At 71.1% G+C, this 19,204-nt stretch carries 13 protein-coding genes; 5 read left to right on the forward strand and 8 right to left on the reverse strand.

The features are described 5' to 3' along the window. Nucleotides 1-34: 34 nt before the first annotated feature. A complete protein-coding gene (locus tag ACFU5O_RS16385; protein ID WP_384240693.1) occupies nt 35-436 on the reverse strand; it encodes an RNA-binding S4 domain-containing protein in 402 nt (133 codons plus the stop codon). A gap of 119 nt (nt 437-555) precedes the next feature. On the opposite strand from ACFU5O_RS16385, the gene ACFU5O_RS16390 reads away from it, so the two are divergent. Both ACFU5O_RS16390 and ACFU5O_RS16395 read left to right on the forward strand, forming a co-directional pair. Beyond that, nucleotides 556-2,031 carry an APC family permease gene (locus ACFU5O_RS16390; protein ID WP_384240694.1) on the forward strand — a complete coding sequence of 492 codons (1,476 nt, stop codon included), beginning with the start codon at nt 556-558 and terminating at the stop codon, nt 2,029-2,031. 74 nt (nt 2,032-2,105) lie between these two features. After that, nucleotides 2,106-3,080: a hypothetical protein gene (locus ACFU5O_RS16395; protein ID WP_384240696.1), complete on the forward strand. Its 975-nt coding sequence runs from the start codon at nt 2,106-2,108 to the stop codon at nt 3,078-3,080. Between the two features lie 210 nt (nt 3,081-3,290). Here ACFU5O_RS16395 and ACFU5O_RS16400 read toward each other — a convergent pair whose 3' ends face one another. Continuing rightward, a complete protein-coding gene (locus ACFU5O_RS16400; RefSeq protein ID WP_384241075.1) occupies nt 3,291-5,348 on the reverse strand; it encodes a PhoX family protein in 2,058 nt (685 codons plus the stop codon). 271 nt (nt 5,349-5,619) lie between these two features. Here ACFU5O_RS16400 and ACFU5O_RS16405 point away from each other — a divergent pair, with 271 nt between their 5' ends. Beyond that, on the forward strand, nt 5,620-7,596 hold the full coding sequence (locus ACFU5O_RS16405; RefSeq protein ID WP_384240698.1) for a VWA domain-containing protein: 1,977 nt from the start codon (nt 5,620-5,622) through the stop codon (nt 7,594-7,596). Nucleotides 7,597-7,915: 319 nt separating this feature from the next. On the opposite strand, the gene ACFU5O_RS16410 is transcribed toward ACFU5O_RS16405, so the two are convergent. After that, complete coding sequence (locus ACFU5O_RS16410) at nt 7,916-8,980, reverse strand: sensor histidine kinase (RefSeq protein WP_384241077.1); 1,065 nt, start codon at nt 8,978-8,980, stop codon at nt 7,916-7,918. Nucleotides 8,981-9,024: 44 nt separating this feature from the next. Continuing rightward, complete coding sequence (locus tag ACFU5O_RS16415; protein ID WP_384241079.1) at nt 9,025-9,681, reverse strand: response regulator transcription factor; 657 nt, start codon at nt 9,679-9,681, stop codon at nt 9,025-9,027. A 143-nt stretch (nt 9,682-9,824) separates the two neighbouring features. Between ACFU5O_RS16415 and metG the strand changes: the two genes are divergently transcribed. Next, the gene (gene metG / locus ACFU5O_RS16420; protein WP_384240701.1) at nt 9,825-11,453 is read left to right on the forward strand and encodes a methionine--tRNA ligase; all 1,629 of its coding nucleotides are present in this window, start codon (nt 9,825-9,827) and stop codon (nt 11,451-11,453) included. A 409-nt stretch (nt 11,454-11,862) separates the two neighbouring features. Here the strand turns inward: metG and ACFU5O_RS16425 are convergent, their stop codons facing one another. Together ACFU5O_RS16425 and aspS are read right to left on the reverse strand one after the other, a co-directional pair. Next, entirely contained in the window at nt 11,863-12,639 is a 777-nt protein-coding gene (locus tag ACFU5O_RS16425; protein ID WP_384241082.1) for a hypothetical protein, read from the reverse strand. Nucleotides 12,640-12,889: 250 nt separating this feature from the next. Then, nucleotides 12,890-14,662 carry an aspartate--tRNA ligase gene (aspS, locus tag ACFU5O_RS16430; protein ID WP_384240703.1) on the reverse strand — a complete coding sequence of 591 codons (1,773 nt, stop codon included), beginning with the start codon at nt 14,660-14,662 and terminating at the stop codon, nt 12,890-12,892. Nucleotides 14,663-14,867: 205 nt separating this feature from the next. Here aspS and ACFU5O_RS16435 point away from each other — a divergent pair, with 205 nt between their 5' ends. Further along, nucleotides 14,868-17,033, forward strand: coding sequence for a SpoIIE family protein phosphatase (locus tag ACFU5O_RS16435; protein WP_384240706.1), 2,166 nt, complete (start codon nt 14,868-14,870; stop codon nt 17,031-17,033). Here ACFU5O_RS16435 and ACFU5O_RS16440 read toward each other — a convergent pair. Next, a complete protein-coding gene (locus tag ACFU5O_RS16440) occupies nt 16,955-18,061 on the reverse strand; it encodes an AI-2E family transporter (protein ID WP_384240707.1) in 1,107 nt (368 codons plus the stop codon). The two genes, ACFU5O_RS16435 and ACFU5O_RS16440, sit on opposite strands and share 79 nt — an antisense overlap. Nucleotides 18,062-18,203: 142 nt before the next feature. Further along, nucleotides 18,204-19,163, reverse strand: a complete 960-nt coding sequence (locus ACFU5O_RS16445; protein WP_384240709.1) for a pirin family protein — start codon at nt 19,161-19,163, stop codon at nt 18,204-18,206. Nucleotides 19,164-19,204 lie beyond the last annotated feature (41 nt).

Genomic DNA, 19,204 nt, shown 5'->3' on the forward strand with positions numbered 1-19,204 from the left:
ACGGCCGGGCCCGGCGCACCGGTGAGCGGCCAGGTCAGCCCTGGCGGCCGTACAGCCGGTCCAGGTCGCGCCGGTCCCGCTTCGTCGGGCGGCCCGTTCCCCGGTCCCGTACCCCCAGCGGCGCCACGAACTCACGCGGCGGGGGCGGTGGGCTGTTGTCCACGTAGCACTGGACCGCCGCGGGGGCGCCGACGCGCTTGCGGATGATCCGGGAGACGACCACGACCCGCTCCCGGCCCGCGTGGAACAGCCTCACCTCGTCCCCCGCCTTCAGGGCGTGCGCGGGCTTGATCCGCTCGCCGTTCACACGGACATGGCCGGCCCGGCAGGCCGTCGCCGCCTGCGAACGGGTCTTGGTGAGGCGCACGGACCAGATCCAGCTGTCGACCCGTACGGTCCCTTCCGCCGTCCCAACGGTCCCTTCGTCATCCGCCATACCAACGAGGGTACGGGGGGCGACTACGATGCGCTCCGTCTCCCGTAGCGGAGTAATCGCTTCAGCTCGGCGGACGACACTGATCCATCGCCATATGCCCTGCCACACAAGGACATTCGATGAGCAGCAACTCCGGCAGAGGGCTCCAGCCCAATGTCCTCGGTACGTCCGACACGATCGTGATGGCGGTGGCGGGCAGTGCCCCCGCGTACTCGCTCGCGGCCACCACCGCCGTCCTGGCCGGGGCCGTCGGCCTCGCGAGCCCCGCCGCGCTGCTCTACTGCGCGATACCCATGCTCGGCATCGTCCTGGCGTTCAGCCGCCTCGGCCGGATCGACGTCAACGCCGGGGCCAGCTACTCCTGGGTGGGCCGCACCCTCCACCCCTTCCTCGGCTTCCTGTCGGGCTGGGCCCTGGTCGTCTCCGCGACGATCTTCATGGTGGCCGGCTCGCTGCCGGCCGGTGCGATGACCCTCGCGCTCTTCGACACGGGGCTCGCCGACAACACCTGGCTCGCCACCGCGGTCGGCGCCTGCTGGTTCCTGATCATGCTGCTCGTCGTCCTCGGCGGTGCCCGGCTCACCGTGCGTGCCCAGCTGCTGATGTCCGGCGTCGAGCTCGCCGTGCTCGTGCTCTTCCTGGTCGCCGCTCTGCTGCACAAGGGCTCCGCGCACGCCTTCGACTGGTCCTGGCTGGGCTTCGGCCACTTCGACGGGGCCACCGGATTCGCCTCCGGCGCGCTGATCGCCGCGTTCTACTACTGGGGCTGGGACGTCACCAGCAATCTCAGCGAGGAGACCCGCGACAGCCGCAGGACCGCCGGACTGGCCGCGCTCATCGGTGTCGGCATCGTCTTCCTCCTCTTCGAGGCGTTCACGATCGCGGTCAACGTCATCCTCAGCTCCGAGCAGATCCAGGCGGGCAGCGGCAATGTCCTCGGTGTGCTGGGCGACGAGATCTGGCCCGGGGTCGGCGGAAAGCTCCTGATCGTCGCGGTGATGCTGTCGACCGTCGCCACCCTGGAGACCACCCTCATCCAGGTGACGCGCTCGCTGTTCGCGATGGGCCGCGACCGTACGATGCCCTCCGCGCTCGGCACGGTGCACCACCGCTGGAACACGCCCTGGGTCGCGATCGCCGTCGTCGGCGCGGTCGCCCTCGCGATGTTCGTCGCCGCGACGGCGCTCGGCACGGTGGGCGACATCCTCTCGGACGCGGTCAGCGCCATTTCCCTGCAGATCGCGGTGTACTACGGCCTCGCCGGGCTGGCCGCCGTCGTCGCGTACCGCAAGATGCTGCTGACGTCCGTGCGGAACTTCCTCCTCGGGGGGCTGTGGCCGCTGCTGGGCTCCGTGTTCATGTTCTGGACCTTCTTCGCCTCGCTCGGCGAACTGAGCCGCGCCGCACTCTGGATCGGCCTGGGCGGTCTGGCGGCCGGCCTGGTGCCGATGTTCTGGTACTGGCGGCGGGGCAGCGCGTACTACCGGCCCGCGAAGCTCGACGCGGTCCGCGCGATCGAGGCGGAGGAGCCCTACGCGCGTTCCGCGTCGACCCGCCCCGACAACTCCCGCGACGCCCTGGCCACGGACTTCTGACCTCCCACCGCAGCAGGCAGATCTCCCCCTACGTCTTGCGGCGTTGGGGGGACCCCCAGAAAGCAGGCACCCCCATGGCCGCCGCCCGCCGCCGCTTCGAGCCCGTCCTCGACCCCGACTCCGGTGACCGCGCGCTCACCGAGGCACGGCACGACATCGTGATCGGCCGCTGGCAGGGCGTACGGGATCTGCTGCACGCCACCGGAACCAACTGGCCCCGCCGCACCCACCGGATACGGGTGCTGTCGCACGCGGCGGCGGGTTCGTCCGCGGTCGAGGCCTGGCGGGCCGCCGAACCCGACAACCCGGACGCGGCCGTGCTGCGCGCCGCGACCGAGGTGGTGCGGGTCTTCGACCAGGCCATCGCGGCGGGGCGGGGCACCGCGATCAGCCGTGACCGGCTCGATGTCGCGGTGATGGCCTGCCTCGGCGCCGCGGAGTCGGCGCCCGCCGACCCCATGCCGTGGGTGTCACTGCTGACGGTGGCGCGGCTGTACGAGGGCGGCGTCGGGCGGCGCGAAATCCGCGGCTGGTGGGAGGAGTTGCGCCGCCGGGACCACGAGAACATCGAAGGTCATGTGCAGTTGCTGCGCTACTGGTCGGCGCGCTGGCACGGTACGCACGGCGCGATGTACGACGTGGCGCGCGATGCGGCGGGCGCGGCTCCGCCCGGATCCCCGTTGCCGGTGCTGGTGCAGATCGCACGTGTGGAGGAGTTCCGGTACGTCGCGGAGGGCGCCCTGGGCCGGGGCCGTGCCGGGGGCTCGCCTCCGGACTTCGGCCAGCACTGGAAGCACGAACTGGCGGTGTCGGAGGTGCGGCGGACCTGGGAGCGGTGGATCGGTGGCCGCGAGAACGGGCCGGTGCTCCCCGAGGAGATCCCCGAACTCAACTACCTGGCCCATGCGGCCTGTTACGCGGGTCAGACGGAGCCGGCCCGCGGACTGTTCGGGATGCTGGGCACGCGCGCGTCGCGGGTGCCGTGGTCGTACACGGGCGACCCGGCGGAGCAGTTCGTACGCTTCCGCAAGGCGACGGGCCTGGACTGAGGGGCCCGAGGGCGGCTCGGGGGCGGCTCGGGGGCGGGAGTTCACCGGCCGACCCGCCTGACGAGGGGCTCCGACCGGCCCGGCCGGGAGGAACGACCCCTCCCTACGGGCCCGGCGGGAGCGGCCGGGCCCGTAGGGTTCTCCGGGGTCTTCGGAGGATCCGCGTCAGGATCGGACGCGGATGTTCCGGGTCAGACGCCGATCTTCGGATCAGACGCCGATGTCGCGGCCGTCCTTGCGGTAGACGGCGACGACCGACGGGCGGACGATCTTGCCCGGTCCGTCGGGCCACACCGACGCGGGCTTCTCGACGGTCGCGCCGTCGATCTCCCCGGGGTGCTGGACGGCGACGATGACACGACGGTCCTGGATGATCGGACCGCAGGTCTCCGCGCCCTTCGGAACGGTGAGGAACTGCTTCAGCTCACCGCGACGCTCGCCCCGCGTGGCCACACCGAACAGACCGTCGTGCGAGCCGAGCTGGTTGCCGTCGGTGGAGATCCACAGGTTGCCGTGCGGGTCGAAGGCCACGTTGTCCGGGCAGGAGATGGGGCTGACGGTGTCCTTCGGGTAGCCCGCGAAGTACGTGGCCGGGTCTTCCGGGTCGCCCGCCACCAGGAAGAGACGCCATGCGAAACCGTCACTCGCCGGGTCGTCCCAGTGCTCGGCGAGCTCCAGGATCTGGCCGTGCTTGTTGAGGTTGCGCGGGTTCGCCTCGTCCGCCGCCGCCTTGCCCGGCTTGCCGCGGTCGGTGTTGTTCGTGAGCGCGATGTAGACACGGCCGGTGCGGGGGCTCGGCTCGACGTCCTCGGGGCGGTCCATCTTGGTGGCGCCGACCTTGTCACCGGCCAGGCGGGTGAAGACGTACACCTCTTCGGCGGTCATGCCCTCGACGTGCGACACATTGCCGGTGGCCAGCGGGATCCACACGCCGGAGCCGTCGAACTCACCGTCGTTCGGGAGCTTGCCGGTGCCGTCGATCTCGGCGGCCGGGCTGTCGCCGGTGAGCTTGGCGACGTACAGGGTGCCCTCGTCGAGAAGCGTGAGGTTGTGCGCGCGGGCGGACCGCGAGTTGCCCTTCTTCATGCGCTTCGACGAGACGAACTTGTAGAAGTAGTCGAAACGCTCGTCGTCGCCCATGTAGACGACCGGGCGTCCGTCACGGGTGAGCCGCGGCTGCGCGGCCTCGTGCTTGAAGCGGCCGAGTGCGGTGCGCTTGCGCGGGGTGGAGTCCGGGTCGTACGGGTCGAGTTCGACCACCCAGCCGAAGCGGTGCGGCTCGTTGGGCTCCTGGGCCACGTCGAAGCGCTTGTCGAAACGCTCCCACTTGCGCTCGGTGGCGGCACTGCCGATGCCGTAACGCTTGTCGGTGGGGCTGGAGCCGTTGGCGAAGTACTGGTTGAAGTTCTCCTCGCCGTGGAGCGTGGTGCCCCAGGGGGTGGTGCCGCCGGCGCAGTTGTTGAGCGTGCCGAGGACCTTGGTGCCGGTCGGGTCGGCGGAGGTCTTCACCAGGGCGCTGCCCGCGGCGGGACCGGTCAGCCGGAACTCGGAGGTCGCCGTCAGGCGCCGGTTCAGGTGGTGGCGGGTGACCGGCGTGAGCTTGCCGCTCTTGCGCTCCTCCTGGACGACGACGACGGACAGGCCGTGGGCCGCCCAGGCGATCTCGGCCTGCTCGCGGGTCGGGTTGGCCGGGTCGTAGCCCTTGAACATCAGGACTTCGTCCGTGTACTCGTGGTTGGCCACGAGGACCTGGCGGCCGTGGTCCAGCGGCAGCAGGCTCAGGAAGTCGTTGTTGTAGCCGAACTGCCCGGCCTGCGCCTTGGCGGTCTGCTTGTCGGCGTCGAAGGCGGGGGCGCCGCGCAGGATGGGCTCGCCCCAGCGGATGACGACATTCTGGGCGTAACCGGCGGGGACCGTCACCTGGTCGGCGGTGTTCGGCGCGACGGGGGTGAAGCGAAGACCGCGTGCGCCCGAGCCTGTGCCGGTGTTGGCGCCGGTGCTGCCGTGACCGAGAGGGGCCGCCGCCTGGGCTGCCGGGGCGTTCTGCGCGACGACGGCTCCACCCGCGGCGGTGGCGACGGTCACGACGGCGGCGGCGCGCATCATGGAACGGCGGGACAGCGCACTGGCGATGATGTCGCCGGCGTACTCGTTGTCGCTGGTGTTCGGCACTTCGTGGAAGCAGGCGTCACCACAGCGGTAACGACAGGTGAGAGCGGACCGTCCACCCGCGTGATTCGAGCCAAGCAGCGGCAGCAGTTTGCGCACTTCTTCCCCCATCCCCTTCGGCGCCCCTGCGCCGACATCGTGTCGGAATATGTCCGGCCGCGACGCTAGGCGCACACGTGTGCAATGCGGCAGCGGGCAGGTGAACACGGGATGAATCCGGGCCGACCGGGGTGGTCTTGACACCGGAGGGGGTTGCTGAGTTGCGGAACGGGCGGCGGCTAACCTTACGTGTCCGCCGTGGCCAGGGATGCGGGGCAGCCGCGCCTGGACCGGACATGGATCGCACCCAATTACGCGAAAGGCCTCGCCCATGGGCATTCGGAGCTTGCTGCGCAAGGTGTTTGGACGTGAGCGTACGGAGTCGTCGTCCTCGGCCGCCCCGACGACGACCCAGACCGCCCCTGGCGTCCCGCCCCAGGCCGAGGCCCCCACGGGGTCCGCCTCCCCCGAGGAGCGCGCGGCCGACCTGGTGGCGGCGGCCTTCGACAGCCCGCCGCCGCGACCGACGATCCCGTCGGCGCGGACGACGTCGGACACGACCTCGGCCGAGCCGGCCGGGGACACGGGCCGGGCGGAGTCCCCCGCCCCTGAGACCGGGACGGACCAACAGCTGACCCCGTCGGCCGATACGGACCGGGTGAAAGCGGACACCGAGGCAATCGAGCCGGTGCAGGCGGACGCTGATGCGGCTGCGGCTGCGGAGGCGGAGGCGGAGGCGGAGGCGGATACGCCGGTGGCCGAGGCCTCCGTCGAGAAGGCCACGGAAGACACCGCCGGCGCGGAGGCGGTGGACGAGGCGGACAGCGCACCGGCCACGGAGACCGTCGCGGCGGCCGAGGCCGCCGAGGCCGCTACGGACACCGCTACGGACACCGCTACGGCGGACGAGACCACGGGGTCCGCAACCGCGGAGCCGGAATCCACGGTTGCCGCCGACGCCGGGACCGCCGAAGAAGCGGACGCCCCCGAGGCCGCCGCCGAACCGGCCGCCGCCGAGCAGACGGACACCGCCGCCGCGGCCGTCCTCGCACAGGAGGCCACGGAGCCGACACCCGCCGAGGACGACACCCAGGAGTCCGCACCCGGCGCCGAGGCGGAAGCCGCCGAAGCCCCCGCCCCCGTCCCCACCGCGTCGATCCCCGCGCAGACGACCACGGAACCCGAACCGGCGCCCGCCACCGTCGCCGAGGCCGCCCCCGAGGCCGCCGAGACGCAGAGCGCACCCGCGCAGGCCGAGGACAGCAACCCGGACACCCCGGACACATCTGAGGCCTCAGAGGCCTCAGAGGCTTCGGAGATCGCGTCCGCGCCCACGAGCGGGACCGAGACCGCGGAGCCGGCCCCTGCCGCAGTCGACGAGCCCGCCGCCGACGCCGGGACCGCCGAAGACGCGGACGCCCCCGAGGCCGCCGCCGAACCGGCCGCCGCCGAGCAGACGGACACCGCTGCCGCGGCCGTCCCCGCACAGGAGGCGACGGAGCCGACACCCGCCGAGGACGACACCCAGAAGTCCGCACCCGGCGCCGAGGCGGAAGCCGCCGAGGTGACGACCGCCGAAGACGCGGAGACCGCCGAGGACGACGCCACCGCCGCCGGAAAGCCCGCCTACTCGCTGGCGCGCGTCAAGGCACGGGCCGCCGGGCTCGTCGGGGCCTACAAGGCCGCCGGCACCGTGCTCGAGGACGCCGGTGCGGCCGGGGCGCGGGCCAGGGTGTACCTGGTGCTCGACCGCTCCGGGTCGATGCGGCCGTACTACAAGGACGGCAGCGCGCAGCAGCTCGGCGAGCAGGTACTCGCGCTCGCCGCCCACCTGGACGAGGCCGCGAACGTTCACGTGGTGTTCTTCTCGACCGACATCGACGGCACCGGCGAGCTGACGCTCACCGACCACGAGGGCCGTGTGGACGAACTCCACGCCGGTCTCGGCCACATGGGACGCACCAGCTACCACCGCGCCGTCGAGCAGATCATGGAGCACTACGAGAAGTCCGGGACGGACGTCCCCGCCCTCGTCGTCTTCCAGACCGACGGCCCTCCGGACGCCAAGCAGCCCGCCAAGCAGGCCCTCGCGGACGCGTCGGCGAAGCCGCTGTTCTGGCAGTTCGTGGCGTTCGGCGAGTACGAGGCCAAGGGCTTCGACTTCCTCCGCAAGATCGACGCGGACAGCGCCGTGGACAACGCCGCGTTGTTCCACGCGGGACCGGACCCCCGCGAGCTCACGGACGAGGAGCTCTACCAGGGGCTGCTCGGCCGCTTCCCGGAGTGGCTGAAGAGCCGCAAGGGCTAGGGCCTCTCGTTCGGATCTTGCCGGGCTCGCGTGCCCTGGCGCCGCCGGCTGATCCGGCCTGATCCGAACGAAAGACCCTGGGTCGTGTTCGAGAACTGACGCCGTCCGCGCGCAGGCGGGCTCGTGGCGTCCGTTACGTGCAGTCGCAAGGCGGTGGGGCACCTCCCGGCGGTGGCTGGGGGAGAGCACCCTCGTACCGGACGTACTTGGACGACTCCGACAACGCAGCGAGGGTGCGTGCCGGGGTACCTCCCAGGCGAAGCACTGGGGGAGTCGCGAGCCGGGCGGGAGTTCTCGAACACGGCCTGGAAGTAACGACCTAGAGCGGGACACCGGCGCCGGAGGGCAGGCTCACCCGCATCACGAGCCCGCCCTCCGGACCCGGTTCCGCGGTCACCGTCCCGCCGTGCGCCACGGCGATCGACCGCACGATGGAGAGCCCCAGCCCTGCCCCCGGCCCCATCCGGTCCCGGCCCTCTCCCCGCCGGAACGGTTCGAAAAGCCCAGGGATGTCCGACGCGTCCACGGTCGGGCCGGTGTTGGCGACCACCAGGCCGCCGCCGTCCTCGACCCGTACGTCCACCGTCCCGTCCGGCACGTTGTACGCCACCGCGTTCGCGACCAGGTTCCGCACCAACTGCGCGAGCAGCAGCCGGTTTCCGCGTACGACGGCTCCGGAAGACACCACCTCGGCATCGATCCCGTAGCGCTCGCACTCCTCGCGTACGACGTCCCCGAGGCGGACGTCCTCCCGCTCCTCCAGGCCACGCTCGCTGCGGGCCAGAACCAGCAGTCCTTCGATCAGCCGCTCGCTGCGCCGGTTGCTGTCGAGGAGCATCTGCTTCGTGCGGGCGATCTCCTGGGCGGACGCCGACTCGTCCAGGCCGACCTGGATCGCGGTCCGCTGCGTCGCCAGCGGCGTCCGCAGCTCGTGCGAGGCGTTCGCGATGAACCTCCGCTGGCTGTCGAACGCCGTCTCCAGCCGCGCCAGCAGGGCGTCGATCGTGTCCCCGAGCTCCTTGAGCTCGTCGTCCGGCCCCACCACCGCGAGCCGCCGGTCCAGGGTGTGCTCGGACAGCCGCCGCGCCTTGGCGGTCATCTCGTGCACGGGACGCAGCACACGCCCCGCCGTCCACCACCCCACCACCACCGCGCACACCGCCGTCCCCAGCAGGGCGAACACCGACCAGACGAGCATCTGCTCCGACAGCGCGTCACGGACGTCCTCCGCCAGCCGGCCGACCGTGACCTCGCTCATCGGCAGTGCGGGCCCCGTCCGCGCCGCGATGGCCGCCGCCTCGTCCTCCGTACCGGCGCGGGACAGCAGGTTCACGGCCCCGAGCAGGCAGGTCCCGAGGACCAGGAAGGCGGCTCCGTAGACCATCGCGATCCGCGTACGGATGGTGGAGCCGGGTCCGAGCTGGGGCGTCACAGCGCGTACCCCACACCCTGCGTCGTACGGATGAGCCCCGGCTCCCCCAGCTTCCCGCGCAGCTTGCTCATACAGACCCGCACCGCCCCCGTGAACGGGTCCGCGTGCGCGTCCCAGGCCCGTTCCAGAAGCTCCTCCGCCGAGACCGCCGCCCCGTCCGCCTCCAGCAGGATCTGCAGTACCGAGAACTCCTTGGGCGACAGATCCAGGTCCCGTCCGTCCCGCTCCGCGGTCCTGCGTACCGTGTCGAGCCGGAGCCCGTGCCGCTCCAGCAGCGGCGGTACCGGCGGGCGCGCCCCGCGCCGCCGCAGCGCCCGCACCCGCGACACCAGCTCGGGGAACTCGAACGGCTTGGCCAGATAGTCGTCCGCCCCCAGGTCGAGCCCTTCCACCTTGTCCTCCATGGACGCGGCGGCCGTCAGCATCAGGATCCGGGTCCGCGACGCCGAGGCGACCAGGTCGCGTGCCACGTCGTCCCCGTGCACCCCCGGCAGATCGCGGTCGAGGACGATGACGTCGTAGTCGTGCAGCCCCAGGCAGTCGAGGGCGGCGTCGCCCCTGTAGACGGTGTCGACGGCGAAACCGGCCCGCCGCAGCCCCGTGGCGACCAGCTCCGCGAGCGTCTCCTCGTCCTCGGCGACCAGTACGCGCATGACCTCGTCCCCTCCCACGTCCGCCGTCCTCTCCCCCAGGATGGGTGTTTCTACCGGACGCGATGTTTCGCGAACGTCTCCGGTGGGCGGTCCGCCGTTTATGCGTGTGAGTCGATCTCCGGAGGGCCGATAGGATTTCGACCATGGCGGCCACTGGATCCGAGAAGCAGGGGGCGAGCGAAGGCGTGAAGGCTTTCTATGTGTCGACCCCCATCTACTACGTCAACGACGCTCCTCACCTGGGCCACGCCTACACGACCGTCGCAGGCGACGTGCTCACGCGCTGGCACCGTCAGCGCGGCGAGAAGGTGTGGTTCCTCACCGGCACGGACGAGCACGGTCAGAAGGTCATGCGCACCGCGGAGGCGAACGGCGTCACCCCGCAGGAGTGGTGCGACAAGCTCGTGGAGGAGGCATGGAAGCCTCTCTGGGAGCACCTGGAGATTGCGAACGACGACTTCATCCGGACGACGGAGAAGCGTCACACGGACCGTGTCCAGGAGTTCGTGCAGGACCTGTATGACAAGGGCGAGATCTACAAGGGCGGGTACGAAGGCCCGTACTGCGTGGGCTGTGAGGAGTACAAGCTCCCCGGCGATCTGATCGACGGCGAGGGCGAGTACGCCGGGCAGAAGCTCTGCCCGATCCACAAGAAGCCGGTGGAGATCCTCAAGGAGGAGAACTACTTCTTCAAGCTCAGCGAGTACGGCCCGAAGCTGCTGGAGTTCTACGAGTCGAACCCCGGCTTCATCCAGCCCGAGTCCGCCCGCAACGAGGTCGTGAACTTCGTCAAGCAGGGCATGCAGGACCTCTCGATCTCCCGGTCGACGTTCGACTGGGGCGTCAAGGTGCCGTGGGACGAGAAGCACGTCATCTACGTGTGGATCGACGCGCTGCTGAACTACGCGACGGCGGTCGGCTACAACGAGAACCCGGAGAAGTTCGAGAAGACCTTCCCGGCGGACGTGCACCTCATCGGCAAGGACATCCTCCGCTTCCACGCGATCATCTGGCCCGCGATGCTGATGGCGCAGGGCCTGCCGGTGCCCGGGAAGATCGCGGCCAACGGCTGGCTGATGGTCGGCGGCGAGAAGATGTCGAAGTCGAACCTCACCGGCATCAAGCCGCAGGACCTGACCTCGCACTTCGGTGTGGACGCCTACCGCTGGTACTTCCTGCGGGCGATCGCGTTCGGCCAGGACGGCTCGTTCTCCTGGGAGGACTTCACCGCCCGCTACACGAGCGAGCTCGCCAACGACTACGGCAACCTGGCGTCGCGCGTCGCCGCGATGGTCGGCAAGTACTTCGGAAGGTCGCTGCCGGAGGCGACGGCCGCCGGTGAGGCCGAGAAGGCCGTCCAGGAGGGTCTGGCGAAGGCCGTGGCCGAGGCGGACCGCCGGATCGGCGACGAGCTCGACTTCCAGGGCGGCATCCTGGCGATCTTCGACTTCGTGAAGCAGGTCAACGGCTACATCACGGAGCAGGAGCCCTGGAAGGTCGCCAAGGACGAAAGCGAGGAGGGCCAGGCCCGCCTCGCGACCGTCCTCTACACGGCGGCCGAGTCCCTGCGGGCCGTGGCGGTCCTGCTGAACGCGGTCATGCCCGACACCTCGCAGAAGCTGTGGGACTCGCTGGGCGCGGAGGCCTCGCTCGGCGCCCTGGCGGACCAGCGCGTCCAGGACGCGGCCGACTGGGGCAGGCTCCCGGCCGGCTCGACGGTGACGAAGGGCGCGGTGCTGTTCCCGCGCCTGGAGGAGAAGCCCGCGCAGTAAGGCACCCGAGGAAGGGGCCCGGGAACCGCGACGTTCCCCGGGCCCCTTTCCCGTGCGGGCGCTGCCGCGTACGGCCCCTCGCACGGGCCTGCCCGATGCCTCCGACCGCCGGATTCAGCCGTGCCGCCGCACCACCGGTAGGACGTGCCCGCACAGCACCGCCTGACGCCGCAGGCCGTTTCCCGACGGCACAGGTCACATCCCCGCCGCCGCACCACCGGCGGCCGGTAGACCGTGCCCGCACAGCGCCGCCTGACGCCGCAGGCCGTTTCCCGAGCGGCACAGGTATCGTCCCCGCCGCAGCGCCGCCGGCGGCCGGTAGGACGTGCCGACGCAGCGCCGCCGGCGGCAGGCACGAGCAACACCCCGGCCGCCGCCCGGACCGCGCAGCCAACCGCGTCCCTTCCGGTCAGCGCTCCAGCGACTCCGCGTCCCCCATCACCACCACCGGCTCCTGCTCCGGGTCCAGCCAGCGCAGCAGCTGGCGCATCCGGTCCCGTGTCAGCGACACGCACGCCTGGGTGGGGCCCTCGTGGTCGACGTGGAACCAGACTCCGCCGCCACGGTCCCAGCCGAGGGGTCGGCTGTAGTCGCTGTAGAGGGGGGATCCGCCCGCCCGGCGGTTGTAGTTGATGGCGACGACGTAGTCGAAGGAGCCCTCGAGCGGCTCCCCGAGGACGCCGCGGCCGGTCGCGGTGAACAGGGAGGTCTCGTGGTACGGGAGCCTCGTGCCCGGGTCGGGCAGCCGGCCGCCCGCGTCGGTCAGCCCGAAGACCCCGTTCGGGGACCGCCCGTCCCCCGCCCAGTGCTCGTCGGTCCAGCCGTTGCGGCCGTTGTGGGCCCGCCACGCTCCGGAGACGGCCCCCCAGCCCTTCGACGGGTCGCGCTCGTACAGGGTGACCGTGGAGTGGCTGGAGTCGGGGCCGTAGCCCGTCACCACGACGGCCTGGTAGGTGTCGTCGGGGATGAGGTCATGCGTGTCCGGACCGAGCCCGGGGATCCGGGCCGGCCCGACCGGGGCCCTGAGGTCCGCCTCCTGGCCGTTCGGGCTGTTCAGGCCTCGCGCTTGCTGGGCAGGGGGCGGGCCCTGGTCGGGTGGCGACGGCGAGTTCGTCGCGCAGCCCCCGGCCAGCAGTCCGGCAGCCAGCAGCGCCGCCGCTGCTCTGGTCAGTACGGTGCTGAGCACCACGCGGTGTCCTCTCGTGGTCCGACGCCGGTGGTGCGCCACCGGTACACCTGTCTGCCTTCCCGGCCGGGCGGCCGGGCGACGGTCCGTGCGGCGCGAACGACTCGTAAGGGGCCACGAATTACGCGAGACCGCGTAAGGGGCCCGGAACCTTTCGGTTCCGGGCCCCTTACGCCGGTTCAGCGGCCGGACGGGCCGTGTCCGGCCACCGGCCGGGCCACTCCTCGCACGCGTCGGATCCCGCGCAGGATCACTCGCCGGACTTGGCCGGAGGCTTGCGCAGGGCGATGTTCAGCTCGCGCAGCCGCGCCTCCTCGACCTCGGCGGGCGCGCCCATCAGCAGGTCCTGCGCGTTCTGGTTCAGCGGGAAGGCGATCGTCTCGCGGATGTTCGGCTCGTCGGCCAGAAGCATCACGATGCGGTCGACACCGGGGGCGATGCCGCCGTGGGGCGGCGCGCCGAACTGGAAGGCGCGCAGCATGCCGGAGAACTCGCGCTCCACGGTCTCCCGGTCGTAGCCCGCGATCTCGAAGGCCTTGAACATGATCTCGGGCTCGTGGTTCCGGATCGCCCCGGAGGACAGCTCGACGCCGTTGCAGACGATGTCGTACTGCCAGCCGAGGATGTCCAGCGGGTCCTGGGTCTCCAGGGCCTCGAGGCCGCCCTGCGGCATGGAGAACGGGTTGTGCGAGAAGTCGATCTTGCCGGTGTCCGAGTCCTTCTCGTACATCGGGAAGTCGACGATCCAGCAGAAGCGGAAGACGTTCTCCTCGAAGTGGCCCGCGCGGCGTGCGGCCTCGACCCGCACCGCACCCATGATCTTGGAGACCTCTTCGAACTCGCCGGCGCCGAAGAACACCGCGTGACCGGCCTGGAGGCCGAGGCGCTCGGTGAGGACCTTGACGTTCTCCTCGGTGAGGAACTTCGCGATGGGGCCGGAGAGCGACCCGTCCTCGCCGACGCGCACCCAGGCCAGGCCCTTGGCGCCCTGCTCGATCGCGTACTCGCCGAGCTGGTCGAAGAACTTCCGCGGCTGGTCCTGGACGGCCGGCACCGGCAGGGCGCGGACGTGCTTGCCCGCGAAGGCCTTGAAGTCGGAGCCCTCGAAGACGTCGGTGACGTCGAGGAGCTCCAGCTGCGCGCGCAGGTCCGGCTTGTCCGAGCCGTACTTGACCATCGCCTCGCGGAACGGGATCCGCGGGAACGGGGACGTGACGTGGCGGCCGCCGCCGAACTCCTCGAAGAGCTCGGTCATCAGCTGCTCGATCGGCCGGAAGACGTCCTCCTGCTCGACGAAGCTCATCTCGACGTCGAGCTGGTAGAACTCGCCGGGCGAGCGGTCGGCGCGGGCGTCCTCGTCACGGAAGCAGGGCGCGATCTGGAAGTAGCGGTCGAAGCCGGCGATCATCAGCAGCTGCTTGAACTGCTGCGGGGCCTGCGGCAGCGCGTAGAACTTGCCGGGGTTCAGACGGGACGGCACCAGGAAGTCACGGGCGCCCTCGGGGGAGGTCGCGGTGAGGATCGGGGTGGCCATCTCGTTGAAGCCCAGGGCGGTCATCTTGTGCCGGATGGCGGAGATGACGGCGGTGCGCAGCATGATGTTGCGGTGCATGCGCTCGCGGCGCAGGTCGAGGAAGCGGTACTCCAGGCGCCGCTCCTCGTTGACACCGTCGTCCGTGTTGATCGTGAAGGGCACCTGGGCGGAGGCGCCGAGCACCTCGACGTCGGTGACCTCGATCTCGATCTCGCCGGTCGGCAGCTCCGGGTTGACGTTCTCGGCGCCACGGGCGGAGACCTTGCCGTCGATGCGGACGACGCTCTCCTTGGTGATGTGGCTGAGTGCCTCGTTGGCCGGGGTGCCGGGACGGGCGACCAGCTGGACCAGACCGTAGTGGTCGCGGAGATCGATGAAGAGGATGCCGCCCAGGTCTCGGCGATTGTGCAGCCAGCCGCTCAGCCGGACGTCGGTGCCGACGTCAGAGGCGCGGAGCTCGCCGCAGGTGTGGGACCTGTACCGATGCATCGTCGTTCATCCAGTCTTCGTCGCAATGGGGATGTGGGCAGACCCACCCAGGTTACCGTCCGGCCCACGATCCCCTTTCCGCATTACGCGCGGGGCCCCGGGCGGCCCCGACCGCGGGCCCCGGACCCGGGGTCCGGGGGCTCTCGCCGCGGTCCGCGGGCGGATACATACGCGATACGAATCGCGACACCAATAGAGTGGAAAAATGCGCACCGAGGACGTCCTGACCGCGATCGCGACCGGCCTGTGGCGCTGGGACAACGCATCCGGGACCGTCGCCCTCGACGCCGAGGCCGCCCGGCTGCTCGGGCTGCCCGCCGACACCCGCACCTGCACCGTGGCCGCCGTGCGCTCCCGTTTCCACCCGGTCGACTGGAACGAGATCTACGGCATCGTGAATCTCGCGGCCTCCGAGGGCACCCTCGCCGAGGCCCGGCTGCGCGTCGTGGACAGCGAGGGCCATGTGCTGCGTACCGTCCGCAGCCGCTTCAAGCCGGTCATCGAGGGCGGCGACTACACGGTGATCGGCACCCTCCAGGAGGTGGCCGAGCTCCGGCCGGACACGAGCGCCGCGCGCACCCCCGTCACCGGCGACTGGCGCCGCTCCCGCGAGGCGTTCCTGCTGGACGCGGGCCGGGCGCTGGCGGAGGCCCGGTCCACCGCGGAGGTGCTGCGGGTCGCCGCCTCCCTGTCGATGCCGGGCTTCTCCCCGGACGGCCTCGCCGTCTTCGGGATCGAGGGCGACCGGCTGAAGGTCCTCGGCCAGCACGGGTACGACCCGGCCGAGGGCGGGCCCTTCGCCGACATGCCGCTGGACACCGAGTACCCGGCCGCCGAGGTCATCCGGACCGGCCGGGCCCTGTACATCCCGTCCCGCGGCGAGTACCGGCGCCGCTATCCGCTCGTCTGGCCGGTGATAGAGCGCTACGGCCGCCAGTCCTGGGCGTTCGTCCCGCTGATCGTCGCGGGCCGCACGATGGGTTCATGGATGGCGGCCTTCAGCCATGCGGTCGCCTTCACCCCCGACGAGCGGTCCGTGCTCACCACGGTCGCGCGGATGCTGGCCCAGGCCCTCGCCCGGGCCGGGGTCTCCGACAACGAGCGGGAGCTGTCGCGCGGACTGCAGCGCTCGATGATGCCGTCGCTCGGACCGGCGATCCCCGGGATGTCGGTGGCTGCGCGGTATGTCCCGACCGGCGGCGGACTGCAGGTCGGCGGCGACTGGTACGACCTGATCCCGCTGCCCACGGGGCGGATCGCCCTGGTCATCGGTGATGTGCAAGGTCATGACGTACGGGCGGCGGGGCTGATGGGGCAGCTGCGGATCGCGCTTCGTGCGTACGCGGCCGAGGGGCACCGCCCCGACGCCGTGCTCGCCCGCACGTCCCGGTTCCTGGTCGGGCTGCACGACTACGCGGAGAGCGAGGTGTACGACGACGGGGACCCGGTCGGGCAGTTCGCCTGGCCGCGCTTCGCCACGTGTCTGTATCTGGAGTGCGACCCGTCGACCGGCACCGTCGAGATCGCGCGCGCCGGGCACCCGGGCCCGGCGGTCCGGATGGCCGACGGGACGGTCATCATGCCGTCCACCGAGGGCGGGCTGCCTCTCGGCATCGACCCGGACTCCGACTATCCGACGACGCGGACGGTGCTGGAGGCCGGTGAGACGATCATGATGTGCACGGACGGGCTGCTGGAGACCGGCGGGCACGACCTCGACAGCGGCTGGGAGCGGATCCGTGCCGTGCTGGAGGAGCACCGCGACGGGGGCGAATCGCTGGAGAAGCTCGCCGACGCGCTCGTCCAGGCCGTGCACGGCCCCGCGTCCCACTACACGACCGGCAGGCTCGCCGACCGGCGCGAGGACGACATCGCGGTCCTGCTGCTGTCCCGGCACGGCCGGCCGCCGCGCCGGGCCCCGCGCCGTACCGTCCTCACGGTGGCGCAGGCAGAACCGGAGCGCATCGCGATCGCCCGGCAGCAGCTGCGTGATCTGCTGCACGACTGGGCGGACCCGGAGCAGATCGACTCCGCCGTGCTGATGCTCTCCGAGATGCTCACCAATGTGCTCGTGCACACCGACTGCGACGCGCTGCTGGTGGCGGAGGCGGCGGGCGAGCGAGGGAGCCGCCGACTGCGGGTGGAGGTCTCGGACGGCGGCGACGAACTTCCGCACATGCGGCGGCCCGGCGAGCTGGCGTCGTCCGGACGCGGTCTGGTGCTGATGGAGATCCTCGCGGACGTCTGGGGCGTGGAGCCGCGCGGCAAGGGCAAGTCGATCTGGTTCGAGCTCTACGAGCCGGGTCCGCCGGACGGCGCTCCGGAGGCCGTGCCGCCGGGACCCTCTGTGGGATCACCGACGGGTTCGTAGCGCCTCCGCAGCTCACCGAAGATCCCGAACGCGGCGGCGGTCACGGGCACCGCCAGCAGCATTCCGAGGATCCCGGCGATGCCCGCACCCGCCGTGATCGCCAGCAGGATGATCGCCGGATGCATCTGGACGGTACGGCTCTGGATCACCGGCTGCAGCACGTGGCCCTCCAGCACCTGTACGGCGAGGACGACGCCCAGCGCCCAGAGCGCGATCACGAACCCCCGGTCGGCGAGCGCCACCAGGACGGCCACCGCGCCGGAGATGAACGCCCCCAGATACGGGATGTAGGCCCCGACGAAGACGAGCGCCCCCAGCCCTACGGCGCCCGGCACACGCAGGATCAGCAGTCCGACGGTGATGCAGATGGCGTCGATGAGCGCGATGAACGTCGTCCCGCGCATGAAGCCCTCGACCGCCTCGAAGGCCCGGCGGCCCATCGCCTCGACGGTGTCGGCCGTGGAACGGGGCACGAGGGAGCGAACCGCGGCGACCGCGCGCTCGGAGTCGCGGAGGAAGAAGAAGATCAACAGCAGGGCGAGTACGGCGATGGCGGTCGTCTCGGCGACGATGCCCAGTCCGGAGATCACCCCGGAGGCGGCTGTACCGCCGAACTTGCTGAGCAGTTCCTTGGAGTTCGCCGCCAGATCGTCGAACGACGTACCGGCGGCCCCGAAGTACTTCGCGACATCCTTGGCGGCCTGCCGGAGCGAGGCCACGATCTGGTCGCCGGATTCGATCAGCGCATTGACCACGATGTACACCGCCCCGCCGACGACCACGACGACGGCGGCACAGGTGAGGCCCGCGGCGAGCGACGGATGGACCTTCATCCTTACCAGGCGCCGGTACAGCGGCCCGAGCAGAGCCGTACCGAGCAGGGCGAGCAGGACGGGCGTGACGGCGGTCCTGAAGGTGATGACCAGCCAGATCGCGATGGCAGCCACACCGGCCACCAGGAGTGCGACCACGCACCAGGCGGCGAGGCGCTTCACGGGCTCGGGAAGCAGGGTCTGCATGGTCTGCATTGGCCCACCCGATCACAGTGGCGCCTGTCCGTCCCGTCCGTCTGGGCCGGGCGGGTGACACCTCATCAGGTGACACCCGCGCCCGTGCCCGTGGGCCCGTACCCCGTGCCCGTGTCCTCGTGCCGGCGGGCTTCCGCCCGCGTCACATCCCGTGGACGGCGGGGACGGTGCCGAGGCGGCCCTTCTGGAAGTCCTCGAAGGCCTGCTGCAGCTCTTCGCGGGTGTTCATGACGAACGGGCCGTAGTGCGCCATCGGCTCGCGGATGGGCCGGCCGCCCAGCAGCACGATCTCCAGGTCACCGGTGTGCGAGCCGTTCTGCTTGTCGTCCGCCCACACGGTCAGCGAGCCGCCCTCGCCGAACACCGCGGTCTGGCCCATGTGGACGGGCCTGCGGTCGGTGCCGACTCCGCCACGGCCGGCCAGGACGTACGCGAGCCCGTTGAAGTCCTCCCGCCACGGCAGGGTGACCTCCGCGCCGGGACGCAGGGTCGCGTGGATCATGGTGATCGGCGTGTGGGTGATGCCGGGACCCTCGTGGCCGTCGAGCTCACCGGCGATGACACGCAGCAGCGCGCCGCCGTCCGGGGACGTCAGCAGCTGGACATGGCCGCCGCGGATGTCCTGGTAGCGCGGGTCCATCATCTTGTCGGCGGCCGGGAGGTTGACCCAGAGCTGAAGTCCGTGGAACAGCCCGCCGGACATGACGAGCGACTCCGGCGGTGTCTCGATGTGCAGCAGCCCCGAGCCGGCGGTCATCCACTGCGTGTCACCGTTGCGGATGGTGCCGCCGCCACCGTTGCTGTCCTGATGGACAAACGTTCCGTCAATGATGTACGTGACGGTCTCGAAGCCACGGTGCGGGTGCCAGGGGGTGCCCTTGGGCTCTCCGGCCGCGTAGTCCACCTCGCCCATCTGGTCCATCATGATGAACGGGTCGAGGTACTTGTAGTTGATCCCGGCGAACGCCCGCCGCACCGGGAAGCCCTCCCCCTCGAAACCGCTGGGCGCCGTGGTCACGGCGAGCACCGGACACGCCACGGCGTCCACCGGCGCGGCGACACGCGGCAGGGTGAGCGGGTTCTCGACAGTCACTGCAGGCATGGGATGACCTCCTTGTGCGTCCAGGTTAGTTGAATCCTGAA

This window comes from Streptomyces sp. NPDC057445 (assembly GCF_042802855.1).
In the GTDB taxonomy this organism is placed as follows: Bacteria; Actinomycetota; Actinomycetes; order Streptomycetales; family Streptomycetaceae; genus Streptomyces.